15 protein-coding genes are annotated in these 19,118 nt (G+C 59.1%); 4 read left to right on the forward strand and 11 right to left on the reverse strand.

Features of this window, described 5'->3' with window-relative positions:
- Positions 1-4 precede the first annotated feature (4 nt).
- Entirely contained in the window at positions 5-664 is a 660-nt protein-coding gene (gene nodB, locus NKH97_RS21820) for a chitooligosaccharide deacetylase NodB (RefSeq protein ID WP_023760354.1), read from the reverse strand.
- A complete protein-coding gene (locus NKH97_RS21825; RefSeq protein ID WP_023736281.1) occupies positions 661-1,254 on the reverse strand; it encodes a NodA family N-acyltransferase in 594 nt (197 codons plus the stop codon). The genes nodB and NKH97_RS21825 overlap by 4 nt, the downstream gene beginning before the upstream one ends.
- Positions 1,255-1,491: 237 nt before the next feature.
- Between NKH97_RS21825 and NKH97_RS21830 the strand changes: the two genes are divergently transcribed.
- Complete coding sequence (locus NKH97_RS21830) at positions 1,492-2,517, forward strand: LysR family transcriptional regulator (protein ID WP_352752764.1); 1,026 nt, start codon at positions 1,492-1,494, stop codon at positions 2,515-2,517.
- Positions 2,518-3,021: 504 nt separating this feature from the next.
- Here NKH97_RS21830 and NKH97_RS21835 read toward each other — a convergent pair.
- Together NKH97_RS21835 and NKH97_RS21840 are read right to left on the reverse strand one after the other, a co-directional pair.
- Complete coding sequence (locus tag NKH97_RS21835) at positions 3,022-4,053, reverse strand: LacI family DNA-binding transcriptional regulator (protein ID WP_023736284.1); 1,032 nt, start codon at positions 4,051-4,053, stop codon at positions 3,022-3,024.
- A 302-nt stretch (positions 4,054-4,355) separates the two neighbouring features.
- Entirely contained in the window at positions 4,356-5,684 is a 1,329-nt protein-coding gene (locus tag NKH97_RS21840) for a dicarboxylate/amino acid:cation symporter (protein WP_023736285.1), read from the reverse strand.
- Between the two features lie 1,280 nt (positions 5,685-6,964).
- Between NKH97_RS21840 and nifA the strand changes: the two genes are divergently transcribed.
- From nifA to NKH97_RS21855, 3 genes are all read left to right on the forward strand, one after another.
- Positions 6,965-8,731, forward strand: coding sequence for a nif-specific transcriptional activator NifA (gene nifA, locus NKH97_RS21845; RefSeq protein ID WP_352798749.1), 1,767 nt, complete (start codon positions 6,965-6,967; stop codon positions 8,729-8,731).
- A 218-nt stretch (positions 8,732-8,949) separates the two neighbouring features.
- A complete protein-coding gene (gene hisC, locus NKH97_RS21850) occupies positions 8,950-10,089 on the forward strand; it encodes a histidinol-phosphate transaminase (protein ID WP_352798750.1) in 1,140 nt (379 codons plus the stop codon).
- A gap of 89 nt (positions 10,090-10,178) precedes the next feature.
- Positions 10,179-11,219 carry an LLM class flavin-dependent oxidoreductase gene (locus tag NKH97_RS21855; protein WP_023736289.1) on the forward strand — a complete coding sequence of 347 codons (1,041 nt, stop codon included), beginning with the start codon at positions 10,179-10,181 and terminating at the stop codon, positions 11,217-11,219.
- Positions 11,220-11,819: 600 nt separating this feature from the next.
- On the opposite strand, the gene NKH97_RS21860 is transcribed toward NKH97_RS21855, so the two are convergent.
- The 7 genes from NKH97_RS21860 to nifB all read right to left on the reverse strand — a co-directional run bounded on the left by NKH97_RS21860 (position 11,820) and on the right by nifB (position 18,918).
- A complete protein-coding gene (locus NKH97_RS21860; RefSeq protein WP_352581875.1) occupies positions 11,820-13,712 on the reverse strand; it encodes an ABC transporter ATP-binding protein in 1,893 nt (630 codons plus the stop codon).
- Between the two features lie 22 nt (positions 13,713-13,734).
- Positions 13,735-15,579: an ABC transporter ATP-binding protein gene (locus tag NKH97_RS21865; RefSeq protein ID WP_352581812.1), complete on the reverse strand. Its 1,845-nt coding sequence runs from the start codon at positions 15,577-15,579 to the stop codon at positions 13,735-13,737.
- 72 nt (positions 15,580-15,651) lie between these two features.
- Entirely contained in the window at positions 15,652-16,557 is a 906-nt protein-coding gene (locus NKH97_RS21870; protein ID WP_352798751.1) for an SIR2 family NAD-dependent protein deacylase, read from the reverse strand.
- Positions 16,558-16,590: 33 nt separating this feature from the next.
- Positions 16,591-16,803: a putative nitrogen fixation protein NifT gene (gene nifT / locus NKH97_RS21875; protein ID WP_023813715.1), complete on the reverse strand. Its 213-nt coding sequence runs from the start codon at positions 16,801-16,803 to the stop codon at positions 16,591-16,593.
- Positions 16,800-17,117, reverse strand: coding sequence for a nitrogen fixation protein NifZ (locus NKH97_RS21880; protein ID WP_023736294.1), 318 nt, complete (start codon positions 17,115-17,117; stop codon positions 16,800-16,802). Before NKH97_RS21880 ends, nifT begins: the two co-directional genes overlap by 4 nt.
- 96 nt (positions 17,118-17,213) lie before the next feature.
- A complete protein-coding gene (locus tag NKH97_RS21885) occupies positions 17,214-17,408 on the reverse strand; it encodes a 4Fe-4S dicluster domain-containing protein (RefSeq protein WP_023672218.1) in 195 nt (64 codons plus the stop codon).
- A gap of 31 nt (positions 17,409-17,439) precedes the next feature.
- Complete coding sequence (gene nifB / locus NKH97_RS21890) at positions 17,440-18,918, reverse strand: nitrogenase cofactor biosynthesis protein NifB (protein ID WP_352798752.1); 1,479 nt, start codon at positions 18,916-18,918, stop codon at positions 17,440-17,442.
- Between the last annotated feature and the right edge of the window lie 200 nt (positions 18,919-19,118).

Genomic DNA, 19,118 nt, shown 5'->3' on the forward strand with positions numbered 1-19,118 from the left:
TTGTTCAGTGATGTTGAGGAAGTGAGCGGATTACAAATCCGCGCTCACGCAATGCTGGAATCAGCCGGGACAGCGCCGTGACCGTCTGGTCGCGCAGACCGGCGTGAGCGCCCTGGCTTAACTCGCCGGGAGGGCATCCGTCGTGCAAGAGTACGATTGCGCCCGGCCGGACAGAGGCGAGCACTTTATCGATAATCGCGTCGACCCCAGGGCGAGACCAATCTCGAGGGTCGACGGACCAATGGAGGGCCGCCAGCCCGGCGATCTGTGAGGCTGTGAAGACTTCTTCGCTCCAGGCGCCGTAGGGCGCGCGAACATAGCGCACCGAGGCCTGCGGGCACGCTCTCATGATGGCGTCGTTCGCTTCAAAGACCTCACGTTGCACTTCGCCGAAACCGCATTGGTACAGATCCGGATGAGACATCGTGTGGTTGCCTACCTCGTGCCCTTCTGCGACCATCCGTTGGATTAGATCTGGGTGCTCTAAGGCGTAGGCGCCGATGACGAAGAAAGTCGCCGGCACCCGCTGCTCTGCCAGCACATCGAGAATCTCCGGTGTGAACAGTGGATTGGGACCGTCGTCAAACGTCAGATAAACGCTGCGACGGCCGGTGCCGTCAGAGCACTCACGGCGCACTTCGTACAAGCAATCGGGACGGCTCATAGCTCTGGTCCGTTCCGATCTATCATCGTGCCCGTGGGCCATTCGCTGATCGGCCGTCCAACCGGCAGAACAATGGTGAGTGCGTCATCGATGCGTGTGGGCGGCAGGTCGAGGCGGGCCTCTGGTCGGGTGGAGCGCACGCGAATTCCCGACAAAACGGCCAAAGGCCTGTATCGCCGCCCGAACCTCTCAACATGATTCCGCAGCGCGTCCCGGACCGTTCCGAAAGCGAATGGAACGCCAAGCTCCTGCAGTATTGGAAGCATGACATGGATTGAATGGGCGATTCCGAGACCCTCAAGGTCCGGACGTACCCCGTACAGGCCCAGCTCAGCCACCAACAGGTCGACCGCGTCAACCTTGATGAAACGGCGCAGTATGCCCATGTGAGCCGCTACACCACTTGAATCATAGGCGATCACGCGGAGTTCAGGCCTGGCTCCGGCCCAGCTTCGACTACCTTCGAACGGTTCTGCGTTCGACGCCCCAGTCGGCCCGTACGTATCACGAAAGAACTCGGCGAGCTCAACGTGATCGGAGAGCTGCAACTCGTTTTCCCAGCACAACTTCCACTGCACCTGGTGGCGCATTCAGGACCTCTCTTCATATTAGTTTTTGCGGCCGCATTACCCGACCAAAGCGGCGCTGTTGGCTGCATTCAGCCGTTGTCGTTGGCGAAGGTGAGCCAGACGCTCTCTCGAAGTTCCGGCCCGTGTCGTCGATTTGAGCTTGACGTCGCTCATTAACGTTCCTCTAATGCATGGCTCGTAAATTCGTAAAATTGATTGTTTGAATGATACGCATCCACACGTTGGATAGAACATGACATGCGTTTCAAGGGACTCGATCTAAATCTCCTCGTTGTGCTGGACGCTCTGATGAGGGAGCGTAAAGTCACTGCCGCGGCTCGCAGTATCAACCTGAGCCAGCCGGCCATGAGCGCCGCCGTTGCTCGGTTACGCGCCTATTTCAACGATGAGCTATTTACGATGAACGGCCGCGAGCTCATTTTGACACCGCGCGCCGACGGGCTCGCCACAGCAGTCCGGGAGGCATTGCTGCACATCCAGCTATCGATTATTTCCTCCGACGCTTTCAACCCGGCCCAATCGGATCGTCTCTTCCGAATGATGCTTTCCGATTACATCACGCTCGTATTTTTTAAGAAGATCGTAGAGCGTGCTGCGCGGGAAGCTCCCGCCGTTCGCTTTGAATGTCTGCCTATTTGCGACGACCCCGAGGAGCTTCTCCGGCGCGGCGACCTTGATTTTCTGATTATGCCGGAAGTGTTCATGTCGAAACATCCTCGCGCAGCCCTGTTCGAAGATATGCTCGTATGCGTAGGCTGCGGCACGAACAAGCAGCTGTCAGAGCCACTTACATTCGAGCGATACTTGTCCATGGGGCATGTCGTGCTCAAATTCAGGCACACCCGGCAGCCCACCATGGAGGAATGGTATTTGCTCGAGCACGGTTTCGAGAGACGTGTCGAGGTCGTCGTACAGGGCTTTAGCCTGATCGCGCCCGTCCTGTCAGGCAGCAACCGCATCGGGACCATGCCCTTACGGCTGGCGCAGCATTTCGCAAAAACAACACCCCTGCGGATTGTCCAACTTCCGCCGCCACTTCCTCCTCCCGCATTCACGGAGGCCGTCCAGTGGCCTGAGCTTCACAATACTGATCCGGCAAGCATGTGGATGCGGGAAATGATGTTGCAGGAGGCATCTCGCCTGGCGCCTTTGCCTGAAATCAATGAGCGTCTCGGGCACGCCGATCCGACCTTGCGGTTGTTGGTACCGACTGCCACCTCGATTTCACGTGCGAAGTCCCGGAAGATGTTAAGCCCCACTTAAACACCGGGCCTTTGCCCAGCAGAGCGGCGCAGTTGCTTGTCAAGTACGAGGGCCAGGAACGAGCAGAACACACGCCCGGGGTTGCTACTGAATTGACTGCCGCCTCCGATTTTGCTTGCGGAGTCCCAGAAGATGCTCAGCCCCACTTAATTGCCAACGTCGCAGGCCTTGCCGCGGCTTTTCACGCGCGGCCAGGCGAGGAGATGGCGGTCCACGTGGTCGATCATCTGTGCCAGCCTCGCTCGGCTACTGGCGTCGACGACAGTCCCCTGCACCGAGAAAGTCGGGCACTTGGCAATGAAGCCGGTCGAGCTTGACGCTGCGGACCCAGGCAATTGACCCCGCGCTTCTGCCTGAACGCGTGGCCGATCCGTTCGTCTAATCGGCGCTACATTCTGCCCGGCTGAGGTCCGTGGGTGCGGCCACCCCGCGGGATGGGATCATCATTCAACTTTCTCTCGTTTATGAAAGGAAACTCCCCGCTCACGATAGAGTCCATGAGTTTCATATATTTTCCGGCAGATGGATGTCGAACGGGAGAAATGTCTGTCCGGGTGTTTCAGCGGTGCCGGTCTCGATAGCCCGCGTCATCAGCGTTATCAGCTCCCGGCAAAGTCGGCGCATTGGCGTGGCGACCGCCATCGTGACGATATTATCTGCGAGCGCCGCCCGAGACTCCGGCGTGATTTCATTCACGATCGCGACGAGATCGCGACTTTTGCCCTCTTCTCGGAGCGCGGAGATGGCGCCCTCCATGCCGCCGCCGGCGACATAGAAGCCGACGAGCTCGGGCTCTCGCTGCATGAGATCAAGCGTTGCCTCGTAGGTGATCTGCCGTTTCTCGAGGTTCATGACAGGATCCAGCACCTCGAACGTGGGCGCGTTCTCACGGCAATAGGAGCGAAAGCCGACGTCACGGAGCTCGTGCCCCTGGAAACGATGGCTGCCGACAAAAACCGCCACTTTGCCGGGCCGTTTTGCGACCTTCGACACCATCCAAGCGGCCGTGCGCCCCACCTTGCGGTTGTTAAGGCCGATATACCCCTGTCGCACGCCGGCGGCGAAGTCGGAAAGCAGCGAGAAAACCGGAATGCCTTTGGCCTTGAGGTCCTCAACCGCTGCTGTAATTTTCGGGTGGTCCGGTGCCACCATCGCGATCGCATGGCAGCGTGCGCCCAAATCCTTGAGCCGCGCGATCAGGTCGCTCGGCATATGTGACGGGGCGAATTCGACGAGCGGAATGCCGTGGAAGGACTGGGCCAAATTGACCGATGCTTCGACCTCGCGCGCAAAATCTTGGTAGAAATGCTGGGCCGGTTTTCTCAAGATGAAGCCCAGACGGTAGTGCGGTAGGTCTCGCCGCAAGCGCTGCTTGATTAGCCCGGCAGCATGATAGCCGATCGCGTGGGCGGCGTCGTGGACCCGCCGCGCGGTCTCCTCGCGCACCGGATGGCGGGCGTTCAGAACCCGATCGATCGTTGCTACGCTGACTCGGGCTTCGCGGGCGAGATCGGCAATTGTGGGGCGCTTGGTCATAGGTCCTATTCTGATCTTTTTGACGCCGGCCGGCTCTCTGTCGCCTAACGGGTTTCGGTTTCGGGTGGCAAAGTGAAAACGTCCCATACGAACGGCCAACAGCGTGTTGGACGAACATCATTCCAGACGTAAACCGGCCGGGTATACTGAAAGGCTCATTCGCTTAAAGGGCGGTGACGGTTTGCACTCACACATTTAGCGCTTCGGCTACATGGTCCGTGAGGAGCCGTTTAGAGGCTGCGGGTCGGTCGTTCAGTTCATGTGACCAGCTAGGCGACTTAACAGGTCGTGGGCCGCCCACCTTACTTGGAGGAGGGTAGCCGGTTTGATGCCTTGGCAAGCTGATGACCGCAGAAGGCGGCTTTCATCTGTGCTCGGTCCAATTCTCCTTCCCAGCGGGCGACGACGAGGGATGCCACTGCGTTGCCGACGCAATTCGTCAGCGCCCGGCATTCGGACATGAAGCGGTCGATGCCGAGTATCAGTGCCATCCCAGCAACGGGAACACTCGGAACTACGGCGAGCGTAGCCGCCAGGGTGATGAAGCCCGCGCCTGTGACACCTGCAGCGCCCTTGGAGGAAAGCATTGCTACGAGCAGCAGCAGCACCTGATCGCCGATGGACAGATCCGTGTTCGTCGCCTGCGCGATGAAGAGGGCCGCCAGCGTCATGTAGATATTCGTGCCGTCCAGATTGAATGAGTATCCGGCCGGGATGACGAGACCCACAACCGAACGCCTGGCGCCCGCCTTCTCCATTTTCTGCATCAGCGAAGGGAGCGCCGCCTCCGAGGAGGACGTTGCGAGGACAAGCAGCAGCTCTTCCTTGATGTAGCGAATGAGAGAACAGATCGAGAAGCCGTTGTAGCGACAGACCGCGCCGAGAACCCCGAACACGAAGAGGAAGGCGGTGAAATAGAACGTCGCGACCAGCATCGCGAGGTTGACCACCGAACCGATGCCATATCTGCCGATGGTGAAGGCCATTGCGCCAAAAGCGCCGATCGGCGCGGCCTTCATCAGAATTCCAACGAGCTTGAAGACAGGCGCGATGAGCGCCTGAAGGAAGCAAACGACAGGCTTGCCCGGCTCGCCGGCCATCGCAAGCGCCATGCCGAACAGAACCGAGAAGAACAGCACCTGCAGGATGTCGCCTTCCGCGAAGGCACCGACGATCGTTGGCGGGATGATGTTCATCAGAAAGCCGGTGACCGACTGCTCGCTGGCTTTTGCGGCATAGGTATTCACGGCCTGGACATCGAGCGAGGCCGGATCAATGTTGAGGCCGGCGCCAGGCTGGACGACATTGGCGACGATGAGGCCGACGATCAGCGCGAGCGTCGAGAAGGTGAGGAAATAGACCATTGCTTTACCGGCGACCCGGCCGACCTTATGAAGATCGTTCATGCCGGCAATGCCGGTGGCAATTGTCAGGAAGATGACAGGCGCGATGATCATCTTGACCAGCTTGATGAAGGCATCACCCAGCGGCTTCAGGCTCTCGCCGGTCTCCGGATAAAAATAGCCAATTGCGACGCCGAGCGCGATGGCGGCAAGCACCTGGGCGTAGAGCTTGGTGTAGAAGGGTTTGCGGGGCGCGGGACTCGCGCCGCGGACTTGTGCAGCTGACACTGTTTCTCTCTCCCTGACCGGATCGAGGTGGCGTGACTTCTCCCGGGCTTCTCCCTATCGCGGCGCTCCGGTCGAACGCTGCACCAACGCCGCCGCAATACCCATGCCAGATGAATCCGCATGACCTGAACTGACGTGGGCTCGCCAATGATGGAGGAATGCGGTGTCAGACCAGCGGGATGGCCGCGGTCCGGCACGCCCTTGATGGTCTCTGGCAGAGTGCTGCCGGTCGATCCCTCTGGCTAGCGGTTTTGCTGCACAGAGCGTGGTGGGTTCCTCGTTTTAGCCGGCTTTGGACCGGGCCGCATCGCTGGCGCCAGCGCGTACCAAATAGGTCGCCTGTTCATAAGCCCGTCCAGATGACAGGCTAACTTACCCCTGTTCGGAAGCGCTGTGAGAGGCGAGTTCCTCTCGCCGGAACGCCTGCGCCACATGACGAAATCCGTTGGTCTAGAGGAGGCCGAGAGCTTCGCTTTCCCTGAATAGCCGTGGCACCCATGATGGAATGAATGCGCTGGCACAAGGCGGGAACGACGAGGGTCCAGCACGACCCGTTGATGTTCACTGACAGAGTGCTGCCAGTCGATCCCTCTGGCTCGCGGTTCATCGGTGGCATCAGAGCCGAGAATGGCTGTGCTCTTTGCAGCGCTCCCGCTGCATGAAAGCCACGTCGAGACGTAGAGATTGACGCCGTTGGCGCTGACCACGACGATGCGATCTGGAAATTGCGAGCACCGCCTACCAAGCCGTACTCGACGCCAGCTTCGCGCCTTCACACGCGACACCGCCGCCGTATGATCAACTCGAGCAAAATGGCGGTTGCCGCAAACGACCAGTGCCGTTGGCGGTTATTATCACTTCCGCCCCTCCGTCGCGGGCGCTGGTGAATGGCACGGCCCGGCTTTTACACTCGGCGCGGTCAGCCGCTCGGGCACCGCATCGCCGGCGCAAGTATTTCCGTCGTTCAACGGCAAAAACAGAATTGATGAATTCTATCATATGCCGCGAGGTTTCCTTTCACGAATGAAAGAAAGCTCGATTGACTATCCCGCCTCGCTCCAGTCTGTTGAAAACAACGTGTGGTTGCCTTGGTGCAAGCCGAGACCATGGCCAAGCTTCGTGGAGGGGAGAGCCAAGCGATGCATCAGGGTTCGATCCGCTTTGCACTCGACCAAACGGCGGCGGCACGAGTTCACGTCGGAGTATTTTCGCGCTTGCTCGCGACGTCGCGGGCGCACATGCCGCCGGCCTACGTTTGATGGCGCGAGATCGAGGATCACATGCACCACAACATTCGCAAATCAGAACAAAATGCCAGCGAGTGCGGCATATCGCTGCCGGATGCGATAAGGGGTTGTCCAACGTCCGAGACGAATCCTGCGAATGGGGCATTGCACGAGCGCGCCCTCACCGGAATCTTCGAAATATCGAAAATACTCACCGGTCCCGCCCGGCTCGAACTCACGTTGGCCAAGGTCGTTGATCTCCTGCACTCGTTAGTGCAGATGCGGCACGGCATCATCACTCTCTGCGATGCCGAGGCCGGACTGGACATCACCGTGGCCAGCGACTGCGACACGAACAGCAATGAGCCCTCCCGGTCGCGCGTGCCGCGCAACGCCATCGATCAGATTGTGACGACGGACACGCCGCTCATCGCCGACGACATAGCGATGCATCCGGCCTTCACTGCCGCTGACATTGAGGTGCTTGGGGCCTCCGACACCGTGTCGTTCATCGGCGTTCCCATTCGTGTTGATGGGAACGCCGTAGGCGCGCTGACTGTGGACAGGGCTTTGGAAAGCAGGTCAAGCTATCGGCTCGATTACGATGTCCGACTGCTCACCATGATTGCCAACATGGTGGGACAGACAGTCAAGTTGCACCGCTTCTGCGCGGGGGACCGCGAGCGACCGCCGGAGTTGGAAGATCGGCTGCAGACGAAATTTTCCGATGTTAAGCACCCTGCACCCCGGCGCAAAAAGGTTCATGTCGAGGGGATGATTGGTGACAGTCCGGCGATAAGCGCGCTGCTGGAGAAGATCGCGATCGTAGCCAAGGCAAAAACCACGGTTCTGTTGCGAGGCGAGTCCGGTACCGGGAAGGAGCTGGCTGCCAAGGCAATTCACGAGTTGTCGCCGCGCGCCAAGCGGCCCTTCGTTAAACTCAATTGTGCAGCGCTCCCAGAGACAGTCCTGGAATCCGAATTGTTCGGTCATGAGAAGGGTGCCTTCACAAGCGCATTCAATTCCCGCAAGGGGCGCTTTGAGCTCGCTGACAAGGGGACGTTGTTTCTGGATGAGATTGGCGAGATCTCGGCCTCGTTCCAGGCAAAGCTGCTGCGCGTGCTGCAGGAGCAGGAGTTTGAGCGCGTCGGCAGCAATCAGACCATCAAGGTCGATGTTCGCGTGATTGCCGCCACGAACAGGAACCTGGAAGAGGCGGTTGCAAGGAATGAGTTCCGCGCCGACCTATACTACCGCATCAACGTGGTTCCCTTGCTGGTACCAGCATTGCGCCAGAGGCGCAGCGATATTCCGCTGCTCGCAGCTGAGTTTCTCAAGAAGTTCAACGACGAGAACGGCTGTACGCTTACCTTCGATCCGTGTGCGATTGAAGTGCTGATGAAATGTGAGTTTCCCGGCAACATTCGCGAGCTTGAAAATTGCGTGCACCGGACAGCGATCCTGGCCGAGGGACTATCAATCGGGAGAAACGACTTTGCCTGCTCCCAAGGCCAATGCTTTGCCGAGGCGCTGTGGAAGTGCAGATCGGGCAAGGCCGCGATGCAACCAGCGCCGATCCTGCCGGAGTCAGCGAATCCGGCCACGCCGCCGGATGCGGCAGCCTGTTCGGCCGCGACCACAGTCCCGCGTGCCGGCGCAACACACCCAATTGGTGCGAGGACCCCCGACATAGAGCGCGTCATTGCTGCCATGGAAAGATGTGGCTGGGTGCAGGCAAAGGCAGCGCGCCTCCTTGGACTGACCCCGCGCCAGATTGGCTACGTGCTGAGGAAATACGGCGTCGAGATCAAGCGTATCTGAAACCGAGGAGATGAGCTGAGCTGCTTAGCGCCTTGCGGCAGCGATGCAGGTCCGCGTCCGCTTCCACTCGATTCATCGAGGACAGCCTGGCCGAATTCCCGTGTCTGCGTTGCGACCATCGTGTGAGAGGCAACGCTTCCATCGTCAATCCTGTCCGCCATGTTGCTCTCGTTGCGAGCTCATACGGATGCCCCTGGTGACTAAAACGGAGTTAAAATATGTCCGATGCAAAACTGCAAACTGTGCTTTCGGCTCTTCCGCCAGTGACGCGACAGTTAGATGCTCTGCCGTCCAACGGACCAGCACCGGACGGAAATTTTGTCAAGCTGAATACGAATGAGAACCCGTTTCCGTTGCCGCCAATCATAATGCAAAGTGCAGTGGCGGCCCTCAAGTGCCAGTATCTATATCCGGATGACGATAACATCAGCTTGAGGGAAGCGGCGTCCAGCACCTATGGCGTTTCCAGGGATCAGGTCATCGCAGGCAACGGGTCGTCTGAACTGCTCGGACTGATCTACAGAGCTTTCCTCGCGCCTGGCGACAAGGTTGCGATGATGTCGCCAGGGTTTTCGTTCAACCGCAAACTTGCCATGATTCAGGGCGCCGAGTTTCTCGAAATCGGATGTCAAGCTCATTCCCTGCCAATGGAGCAATTGCTTTCCGGTCCGGCAAAAGACGCCAAGTTCATTATGTTGGCCAATCCAAACAATCCGACCGGAACATTCCTCCCGATAAGCGATATCGAACGCCTCGTAGCACAATCAGACCGCTTGGTTGTCCTTGATGAAGCCTACGTCGACTTTGCACCCGATCATGGCCTGCGCCTCATCAACCAGTATCCGAACATTCTGATCTTGAGGTCATTCTCGAAAAGCTATGCCGCCGCCGGCATTCGCGTCGGTTTCGGTTTCGGTCACCCTGAAATTATTGGCAGGCTGCGAAACATCCAGAACGTCTTCAACATGAACGTCATCGGGCATGCCGTTGGTATCAGCGTGCTTGCGCATCGCGGCGCCTACGCAGAGAACCACAAGCACATCAAGGATGAACGAGAGCGAGTGACAGTCGCGCTGTCGCAACTCGGATTTTCCGTAACGCCCTCCCGCGCAAATTTCTTGCTGGCCCGTGTGCCCGCGGGACAGGACGGCTCATGGTGGCAAGCAGCATTGGAAAGGCAAAAGATACTTGTCGCGTTTTTTCCGGACAAAGGCTTGGAACACTGCATCCGCGTCAGCATCGGCACAAAAGAGCAGATGGATGCATTTCTTGCTGCCGCTGGCGACATTGCTGGAAGCTTAACGGTGCCAAGCTCCAAGGGCAGGGAAGCGTCAGGCTCTGCTTCTTCGTTACGCTGACGTTAATCGGCGATCACACACATCTCTTCCGACTTGCTTGGTCATCCCAGCAAGAGAACAGCCTGCTTTTAAAATCGGGGACTTATCGAGTGACAAACGTCTTTCCTTCAAACCTAGCGTTCGGCATCTTCGATCATCTGGACGAGGATGGCCGCGACATCGGTCGGCAGTACGAAGATCGCCTGATATTAGCAGAGGCGTGCGATCAGCTAGGGTTCTATGCCTATCATCTCGCAGAACACCACTGTACTCCCCATGGGAGAGGTCCATCGCCGAATCTGTTCTTATCGAGCGTCGCCCAGCGCACCCGGCGCTTGCGTCTCGGACCCTTGGTGATGCTGCTTGCGCTTTATCATCCGCTGCGTGCGTTCGAAGAGATCTGTATGCTGGACCAGTTGAGCGGTGGCAGGCTCGAACTGGGCATAGGGCGCGGTGCTCTCCCGATCGAATTGGGCTACTTCGGGATTGGTGCGGACGCGGTGCCGGGCCGTTATGCTGAAGCCAGCGAAATCCTCATGGAAATACTTGTTAATCCGATGAAGGTCGGCACGCTATGCTATCAAGGCCGCCATTTTGATCTCAATGACGTTCCTTTGACGCTAAGACCTCATCAGCGTCCACATCCGCCGACATGGGTCGCTGCCAATCGACCCGAGTCCGCAGCTTGGGCGGCTGCGAATGGAACCAATATCGCGTGTGTAGGACCTTCCTCTTCTGTTCGCAAAACTACTGATGCGTTCCGCGCCTATCGAGAGGACAACGCTGGCGCGGGGGATCAGGCGCAATTTATCGGATTGCTCCGCATGGTCGTGGTTGGGCGTTGTGACACACATGCCTATTCGCTCGCGGCACCTGCTTACGAACGCTGGCTCAAGAGCTTCCAATTCCTTTACGAGCTTAACGCTATCCCCACTCCACCAAACCTGCCGCTGACCTTCGATGCGGCAGTCGAGAGTGAATTGTGCGTGGTAGGATCAGCAGAATCTGTGCGAAAAGCTCTGTTAGGTCAGTTGGAAGAGGCAGGTGCCAACTACCTGCTTTGTCAACTGGCATTTGGAAATCTGCCGCTAGATGCTTCCCTGTACACTGCGACGACCATCCAATCCGAAATCATGGCTCGACTTGGCTGACCATGAAATTCGCAGTCTGAGGTTGAATCGTTGTACAGCGCTCCCTCACATCCACGTGCTCTAGCGTGCACGTGGTGGGGACGGGCAATCGGGAGGGAGGCCAAACTGACGACGAGCCGGCGGCACAGAATACCAGGTTTGTGCGTTGGCTGGCGTCTGGGCCATCTTGTGAACCTGCATGATCCTAAGGAGATGATGGCCGAGCGCGTCACAATGCAGGCACGCGTCTGCTCGTCGCGCTCGCGCTAGCCGTTGCCCATAGCCCGCCGCAGAGGTTCTTCTCGCCCGGGGCGGCGTCGGTGCGGCGCCTCCAGCTTCATCAGCGGCCCGGCGGTAGCAAAGCCGCCACTCGCTTCGGCGCTGTTGAGGGCGCGCTCGCGAGCGGCTTTGCTACGCCCAGCCACCACCAGGAGCGAGCTCGCCCGATGATGGGGTGCACCGCGGTCGGGATACGATGCTGGAGGAAATCGTTCGCAGCCGGTCTTCACGAACTGCGAGGAGTGCTTGTCCTTGAATGCTGCCTGCTGGCCGTCTGCGGTGCCTGAGTGGTCCGCCGACACGCCCGAAAGTCAACGCCACTACCACAAGGCCGCCAAAAAGTCAGGTCTGGGAGCCAGCTTGCACGGTGGTCTCGTGTTCGGGGATGTCGTCGAAGGAGGCATAGTTGAGATAGTAGAGTTTGGAATACAGGCCGCCCATGGCTATTAGCTCATCGTGGTTGCCAGTCGCAACAACTTGGCCATTCTGAAGCACGATGATGCGGTCGGCCCCCCGGATCGTGGCGAGGCGGTGGGCGATGACGAGGCCAGTCCGCCCTTCAAGCAGCTTGATCAGAGCCTTCTGAATCTGCAATTCCGTGTAGCTGTCGATGTTGGCGGTCGCTTCGTCGAGCACGAGGATCTTGGCGTCAGCGACGAGGGCCCGGGCGAAACTGATAAGCTGGCGCTGGCCAAGAGATAAGTTGTCGCCGCGTTCGCCAAGTTGGGTCTCATACCCGTCGGCGAGGCTCATGACGAAGTCATGCGCGCCGACCGCCGTCGCCGCCTCGATCACCTTGTCGCGCGTGGCTTCCGTCTTCTGGTATCGAATGTTCTCGAAGACCGTCCCGGTGAACAGGAATGGCTCCTGCAGCACCATGGCGACCTGGCGGCCGAGCGATTCTTGGGTGAGGTCGCGCACATCATGCCCGCCGACCAGCACCTGACCCTGCTGAACATCATAGAAGCGGTGGACCAGGGCCATCGCACTCGATTTGCCAGAACCGCTCGGTCCGACCAGTGCGACCGTCTCGCCGGGGTTGACCCTGAAGGAGACATTTTTCAGAACCGAACGGTTCGGATCGTAGCCGAATGTGACGTCCCTAAACTCGACCGAGCCGTCCATTTCGGGCGAAAGTACCTCGGCATTGGGTTTGTCCTGAACATCGATCTTGACATCGAGCACATCGGTCAGGCGCTTGCCTGAGGCCATGGCGCGCTGCATGATCGAATATTGCAAGGTGAGTGAGCGGATCGGGTCAAAGAAGCGCTGGATGTAAAACAGGTAGGCTACCAACACGCCCACATCTATACGGCTATTCACGACCATCGAGCCGCCGACCACAATAACGGCGGCCAAGGCGAGGCCCGTGAGGCCATCGACGATAGGCACCATGACCAGTGCATATCTGGCAGCGATCAGTTGGGTCCTGAGGTTGGCATGGGCCCGGTCGTCGAAAAGAATGAAATTCACCTGCTGGCGATCCATCGACTGTATGGTCCGCACGCCGTGAATGGCTTCGGCCAGCGCGCCATTGACGACGGAATTGGTTTCGTGTGCAGCCATGAAGGCGTCGCGGGCACGCGGCAGCCAGACAATGCGGACGATCACCAGGATCGGCAGAACCGACAGCGTCAGGAGGCCGAGGCGAAAGTCGAGCCACAGCATTACGAAAACGATGCCGAAGAGAAGCGCAACATCGCCTAGGGAATATACCGAGGTTTCCAGGAACTCCTGTATGGAGTTAACGTCGCCTTGCAGCCGCGACATCAGGCGTCCGACCTCAGTCTTGTCCATGAAAGAGAGCGAAACCTTTTGCAGATGGCCAAACATGGCGCGGCGGATGTCGAACAGGACAGTTTCGGCAATTTTCCCATCCAAGGTTTCCTGCATGTAACCGGCGGCGAAATTGACCAAAATCGCCGAAAGGAACGCGCCGACGGCCGCAAGCTGGGCTGAGCGATCGGTCCCTGCCGGGTTCATGCCGTTGTCGATCGCGTAGCGGATGATCAAGGGGATGAGAAGCTGCGTCCCGGTGAAGATCAGCATCGCGACAATCGTGACAACTACCTTTGCCCGATAGGGATGGACGAAGCCCCAGATCCGGCGGAGGATGCTCTTGTCGAAAGCCCGGCCGAACATCTCCTCCTCGATCCGGTGCGAGCCGACGACCGCGCGCGGAGGGCGTCTGCCGTCGTCACGGTCGGCTTCGAGTTCGCCGGGGCCCTGGTCCATCAGCGGGCGCCCCCATACTGGGTCATATGCTATCACCTGGGCGCGTCTGGAGATCGTAAAGGGCCCTGTAGCGTCCCCGCTTCGCCAGAAGCTCTTCATGCGTGCCGCGTTCTACGATTTCGCCGTTATCGACAAAAAGGATCTGATCGGCATGCAGAAGCGCACTCAGCCGGTGCGCGATGATGATCGTCACCCGATCCTTGGCGAAGCGCCGCGTCGCCGCGCGAATGCGCTGCTCGGTGCCGGCATCGATCGCGGCCATCGAGTCGTCGAAAACGACGACAGAGGGGCGCAGCATCATGGTGCGAGCAATCGTGAGACGCTGGCGCTGGCCGCCAGAGAGAGAGACGCCGCGTTCGCCCACGACCGTCTCATACCCTGCTGGGAGCCCGAGGATGTAGTTGTGGAGCTGGGCGAATTCGCCAGCGCGTTCAATTCGCTGTCTCTTCGCCCAGGGGTCGCCATAAGCGATGTTGTTCTCAATCGTGGTGGTGAACAGGAACGCATCCTGCTGTACAACGGCAACCGCCTTGCGAAGGCTCTCGAGGGTGACATTGCGTATGTCCTGGCCGTCCAACGTGATGGCGCCACCGGTCACGTCGTAAAAGCGGGGGATCAGATGAGCCATCGTCGATTTGCCGGAACCCTGCGGACCGACGATCGCGATCGTCTCGCCTCTCCGGGCCTCAAAGCTGAGGTTCTTCAGAATGGCGCGGTTTTCGACATTGGGGTACGCAAATGAGACATTGTGGAAGCGCAGAGTGCCGTCGCTTATCTCAAGCGGTCTGGCCTCGAGAGCATCCCTGATCGTGATCTCCTGATCGAGGAGACCGAAAAGCCGCGAACCGCAGCTGGAAGCGCGGGCAAAGGCATTGACCATGAGGCCGATCTGGCGGACTGGCATTTGCAGGATGGTCATGAAGGTCAGGAAGGTCGCCATCGTTCCGACGCTGATCTCGCCAGCGATGAGCTTGTTGCCACCGATCCAAAGCACCAATCCCATTGCGAAAAAGAAGGACAAGGTCATCGCCGACGTGCTGGGTACGTAGATGTCAACGAGATCGTTGGCGAGGCCGAGCGCGGTCTTGGAAGCGCGGTCGAACTTCAGCATCTCATAGGATTGAGCCGCAAAAGCGCGGACCACGCGGATGCCTGCGAGATTTTCCTTCATCACGCGGCTTAGTACCGAAAGGCGCTCATAGAGGTCGAGCCAGGTGGCGCGCAGCCTAAGCTGTGTGGTCGATGAGCGCCAGGCGACAAAAGGCACGAAGCTCAGCGCGACCAGGCCGAGCATGAGATCGATCGAGATCATCATGTAAGCGCCGATCCCGATCAGCATGGTGAGCAGGACCACGCGAACGAGCGCGGTGGAAAAATACATCCGCACGCCTTGGAGATCGAGCATTCCGATGGTGATCAGATCGCCTGAATGGACCCGATCGTGAAAGGAAAAGCTGAGACGCTGGATCTTGTCGTAGTAGGCGAGCCGCAGTTCGTACGCGACATGATGCCCGACGGCTTCGGCAAAATAGTTCTGCGCCATCGTGAAAAGGCCGCGTAGCGCGCTGACGGCGAGCAGCAGGAGAGCCGGGGTCCAGAGCGCTTGTCCTGCCGCGCTCCCGGCGACACCGCCCCCGATGGCTGTCTGGGCCTGGTCGACAGCCCGGCCGAGAAGCTGGGGAATGAGCAACTGGAGGATTGCCGCCATGATCGTCGAGCCCATAGCGAAGGCGACCTGCCAGGGATGCCGAAAATTCATACGCGTTATGCGCAACAGCGTACTCAAATCCCGGCCCCAGCGCGCCGCTTCAACATGGGTCAACGAATTCAGAGCGTCCGTTGCGCTGCCGACAGCATCACTGTTCACGGGTGTATTCCCGACTGCATTTTGCGCCTTCGAGGAAAGCCGAAGGACGCATCATCAAAGGCGACCGCCATTTTAATCCTGTCCACAACCTGCAGCCTTGCCCGTTCCCAGAAGCCGAGCCGCCGCTTGACTAAGTGGCATGTCGATCACCGTGATTCCGCTTGCCGCAAGGAAACGCGCTTCGTTTCTGGTCAGGGTTTCCGCGTCCATTACGGTGCAATAGGGACCGCGGGAGCGCTTCATGATCTGTCTGGCGTAGGTGCGCAGCATCTGATCGTTGAAGCGGCAGCCAACGAAGAAAAATCCACGGGTGATGCGCCGTTCCTTCACCACGTCAGGGATAGGTGTCTGGATATCAATTTCGGTCAGGACTTCGACATAGTCGGAATCTGCGACGAGAAAGTTTTGCGAGGGCCTACTACTCCCGTGAGGTGCATAGAGGACCGTCTTTGCCCCCGATCGGGCGTCGAGCTCCCTCCCGGACAAATCGTAGGTTTTTGTCCAAATGTTGCCGATTTCGTTCGCCCGCGTGACGCCTTGTATCTCAACGACGTCCGTTCGGCCGGTCTCCACGAGAGCCGTGCGCATCGCGCTGTCATACCAGCTGTCGATGATGAGGGAGAGCGGCAACCTTGCGAGCCAGGCGTGGAGGAGGGTTGGCCTCACCGGCGCTGCGAATATCTCGGTCATCCAAGCTTGAAGCGTCCGGCGATGCCGGCGCTGTTCGATGAACTGCGCAACCGACCACATATTGGTGCGGATCCTGGAAGGGGCGGGCGCCCGTGCATTGAGTGCCGCGGCAACGACCTCCGGATTATGCGGCACAGGCGGTTCCGCACAGTTGAACCCAAGAAGACCCGGACCGAGATAGGGGATCACCTCATCGGCGGCGAGCGCTGCCTTCGCCAGGTCAAGCAGCTTATCGGCAAAACTGTCCCGCACTATGACAAGGTGGCCCGATGTCAGGATCGTATTCATGCTCGTTTCCTCGCGACGCACTTAGCGGCAGCATCAGTCCTCTTCGGAAACCTTCCTTGCCTCGACAGTGATCGGCAGACGCGTATCCCGTGGGAGATCGGGTAAGACGAGCCGCCACCCGTTCCGGAGCGTGATAGTTCCGCCCCACAACTCTTCCTTCTCAAGCTTGATGATCGGCTCTTCGAGGTCTTTTTTGGGGACATACGCCGACAAGCCAGCATCGGTCCTGCGGATCATGACTTTCATCTGGCCGTCCCTTCATTGGAATTGCTTTCAGCACTGCAGGACTCGGCTTTCTCGAGGCTCATCAGTTCACGCGCTCGCATGCCGACGACGGTGCCACGGTCGATCCACTCGACCGCATAGATGAAGAACTGCTGGAGAAAGGTGCCGATGTCGCGCACATATCCCTCGTCGCCCTTGCGCACGAGATTTTCGCCGATCTCCCTGCCAGGATAGGTGCCGTCATTCTTTATGTGGCGAGTGGCACGTACCCGCTCTCCCGGCATGAATCGTGGAGGCCTGCGGATTTCGATCTCCTCTTCGCGTCCGAGCGACATGTCCGTTCCCTGATTTCTCTTGCGGCTGCAGGTTGTGAACAAGGCGTTGCAGGCGTCCTGCGTAGGCAGCCCCGCCCATGTCGGCAGCCCATGTGGTCACGCAGGAACGCAGGTCTTCGGCACCGGACATACCGAGGCACATTGCTGCGCATCGAAGACCCCCTCGCATTCGGTGCACTTCTGTGACTCGATCACGTAGCTCTCGCCTTTGAACTTGATCGCGCCGGAAGGACATTCGAATTCGCAGGCGCCGCATTGGGTGCATTGGGATGCGATGATCTTGAAAGCCATTTTAACTCCTGGTCCGAATGGATGAGACAGCTCAGGCCGTCGCCGCGAGTGCGGGGGCCCCTGACGCGGCGGTGTAAATCGCGCTGATTGCCGTCTCGATATAGTCATGGGCACAAGCGTCGGTGGCTCTGATTCCAGCGTCCGCGAGCTGATCCTGCGGGCAAGTTCCAATCCTGGCGCACAGCACGATATCTATGCCTTGAAGGGCTGCGACGATGCCACCGAGGGCGGCTTCCTTGCCCAAGCCGCCGAGGCAATACTTCTCCACCTTGCGATGCCCGACAAAGCTGATCCCTCTCGGCGAGGCTTCGTAAACCTGGAATTCCTTCGCATGGCCGAAATGTTCGTTGACGCGGCCGCCGCCCTTGGTCGCCACCGCGAAGAGGACGGCTTTGCCGGGCCTCGCTGCCTTGACCAATCCGATCGCTTCACTTCTGGCCGCCACGTGATCACGGCGCTCCTGCGCGACCAGCTCCCGATAGGCGTTACGCTTGCTGGCATCGTAGGTGACCTCGCCGGGAATCCGGTCGGCCCTGAATTCCTGGCCACGATCCTCGCCAAGCATGCCGACGGCATCTGCCCGGCACTGCCGGCAGTGGCGCATCAACTGGGCGCCGCCTTCGAGACGATCCTGAAGAGCCTTCAGCTCCATTGCGTTTGGGCCGCGCTGCCCACTCAGTCCGTAATGCGTGCCGTGCGCCGGGTCCGAAATCAGCGGCATGAGGTTGTGCAGGAACGCGCCTCGCTCCTTGACCCATCTATTCACCTCGATCAGATGCTCATCGTTCACGCCAGGAATCATCACCGAATTGATTTTGGTGAGGATGCCGCGCGCGGTCAGCATCTCCAGGCCCAACATCTGCCGCTCGTGCAGCATCCGGGCGGCTTCGAGGCCGACGTAGCGGCGATGGTCGTAAAAGATCCAAGGATAGATCTTTGTACCGACCTCAGGGTCGACCATGTTGATGGTGATCGTCACGTGATCGACATTCATGTCGGCAAGCTCATCGACATGGTCCGGTAGCGCGAGCCCATTCGTGGAGATGCAAAACTTGATGTCTGGGATTTCCCTGGCGACCCTGGCGAAGGTCGCCTTCGTCTTCTTCCAGTCGTAACAGGCATCGCCCGGTCCGGCGATGCCGAGCACGGAAAGCTGCGGCACCTCGCTGGCGACCGCGATCACCTTGCGTAGCGCCTGGTCGGGCGTCAGCTTTTCAGAGGCCACCCCAGGCCGGCTTTCGTTGGCGCAATCATATTTGCGATTGCAGTAGTTGCACTGGATATTGCAGCCCGGCGCGACCGCGACGTGCATGCGCGCGAAATAGTGATGCGCCTCTTCTGAAAAGCAGGGGTGATCCTTGATCTTCTCCCAGACAGCCGGATCCGTGTCGTCGGGCTTTGTCGACGAGCCGCAGGACGAAGAGGCGCAGCCACCAGCTTTCATGGTGCCAAGCAACTGGTCACCGAATGTCGTGCTGAGGCTCTCAAGCGAAATTGCCGGTGCGGACATGAACGGCTCCGTTGCTGCGTGATGTCGCAGTCCAAAGCGCAAGAGCTATGCCAGCTCAAAGAGCTGTTTCGGTTCACGAATAGGCTTGTCGTGTCAGATTCCTTCGGATTGCTCCGACAAACCTTTGTCGGGCTTACGACAGTGGACACGCAAATAGGGTCGCGAGGCTAGCAGCCTCGGGCGCGCAGAGTGTGAGCGAG

The sequence above is a fragment of the Mesorhizobium sp. M0870 genome (genome assembly GCF_040319775.1).
Lineage (GTDB): Bacteria > Pseudomonadota > Alphaproteobacteria > Rhizobiales > Rhizobiaceae > Mesorhizobium.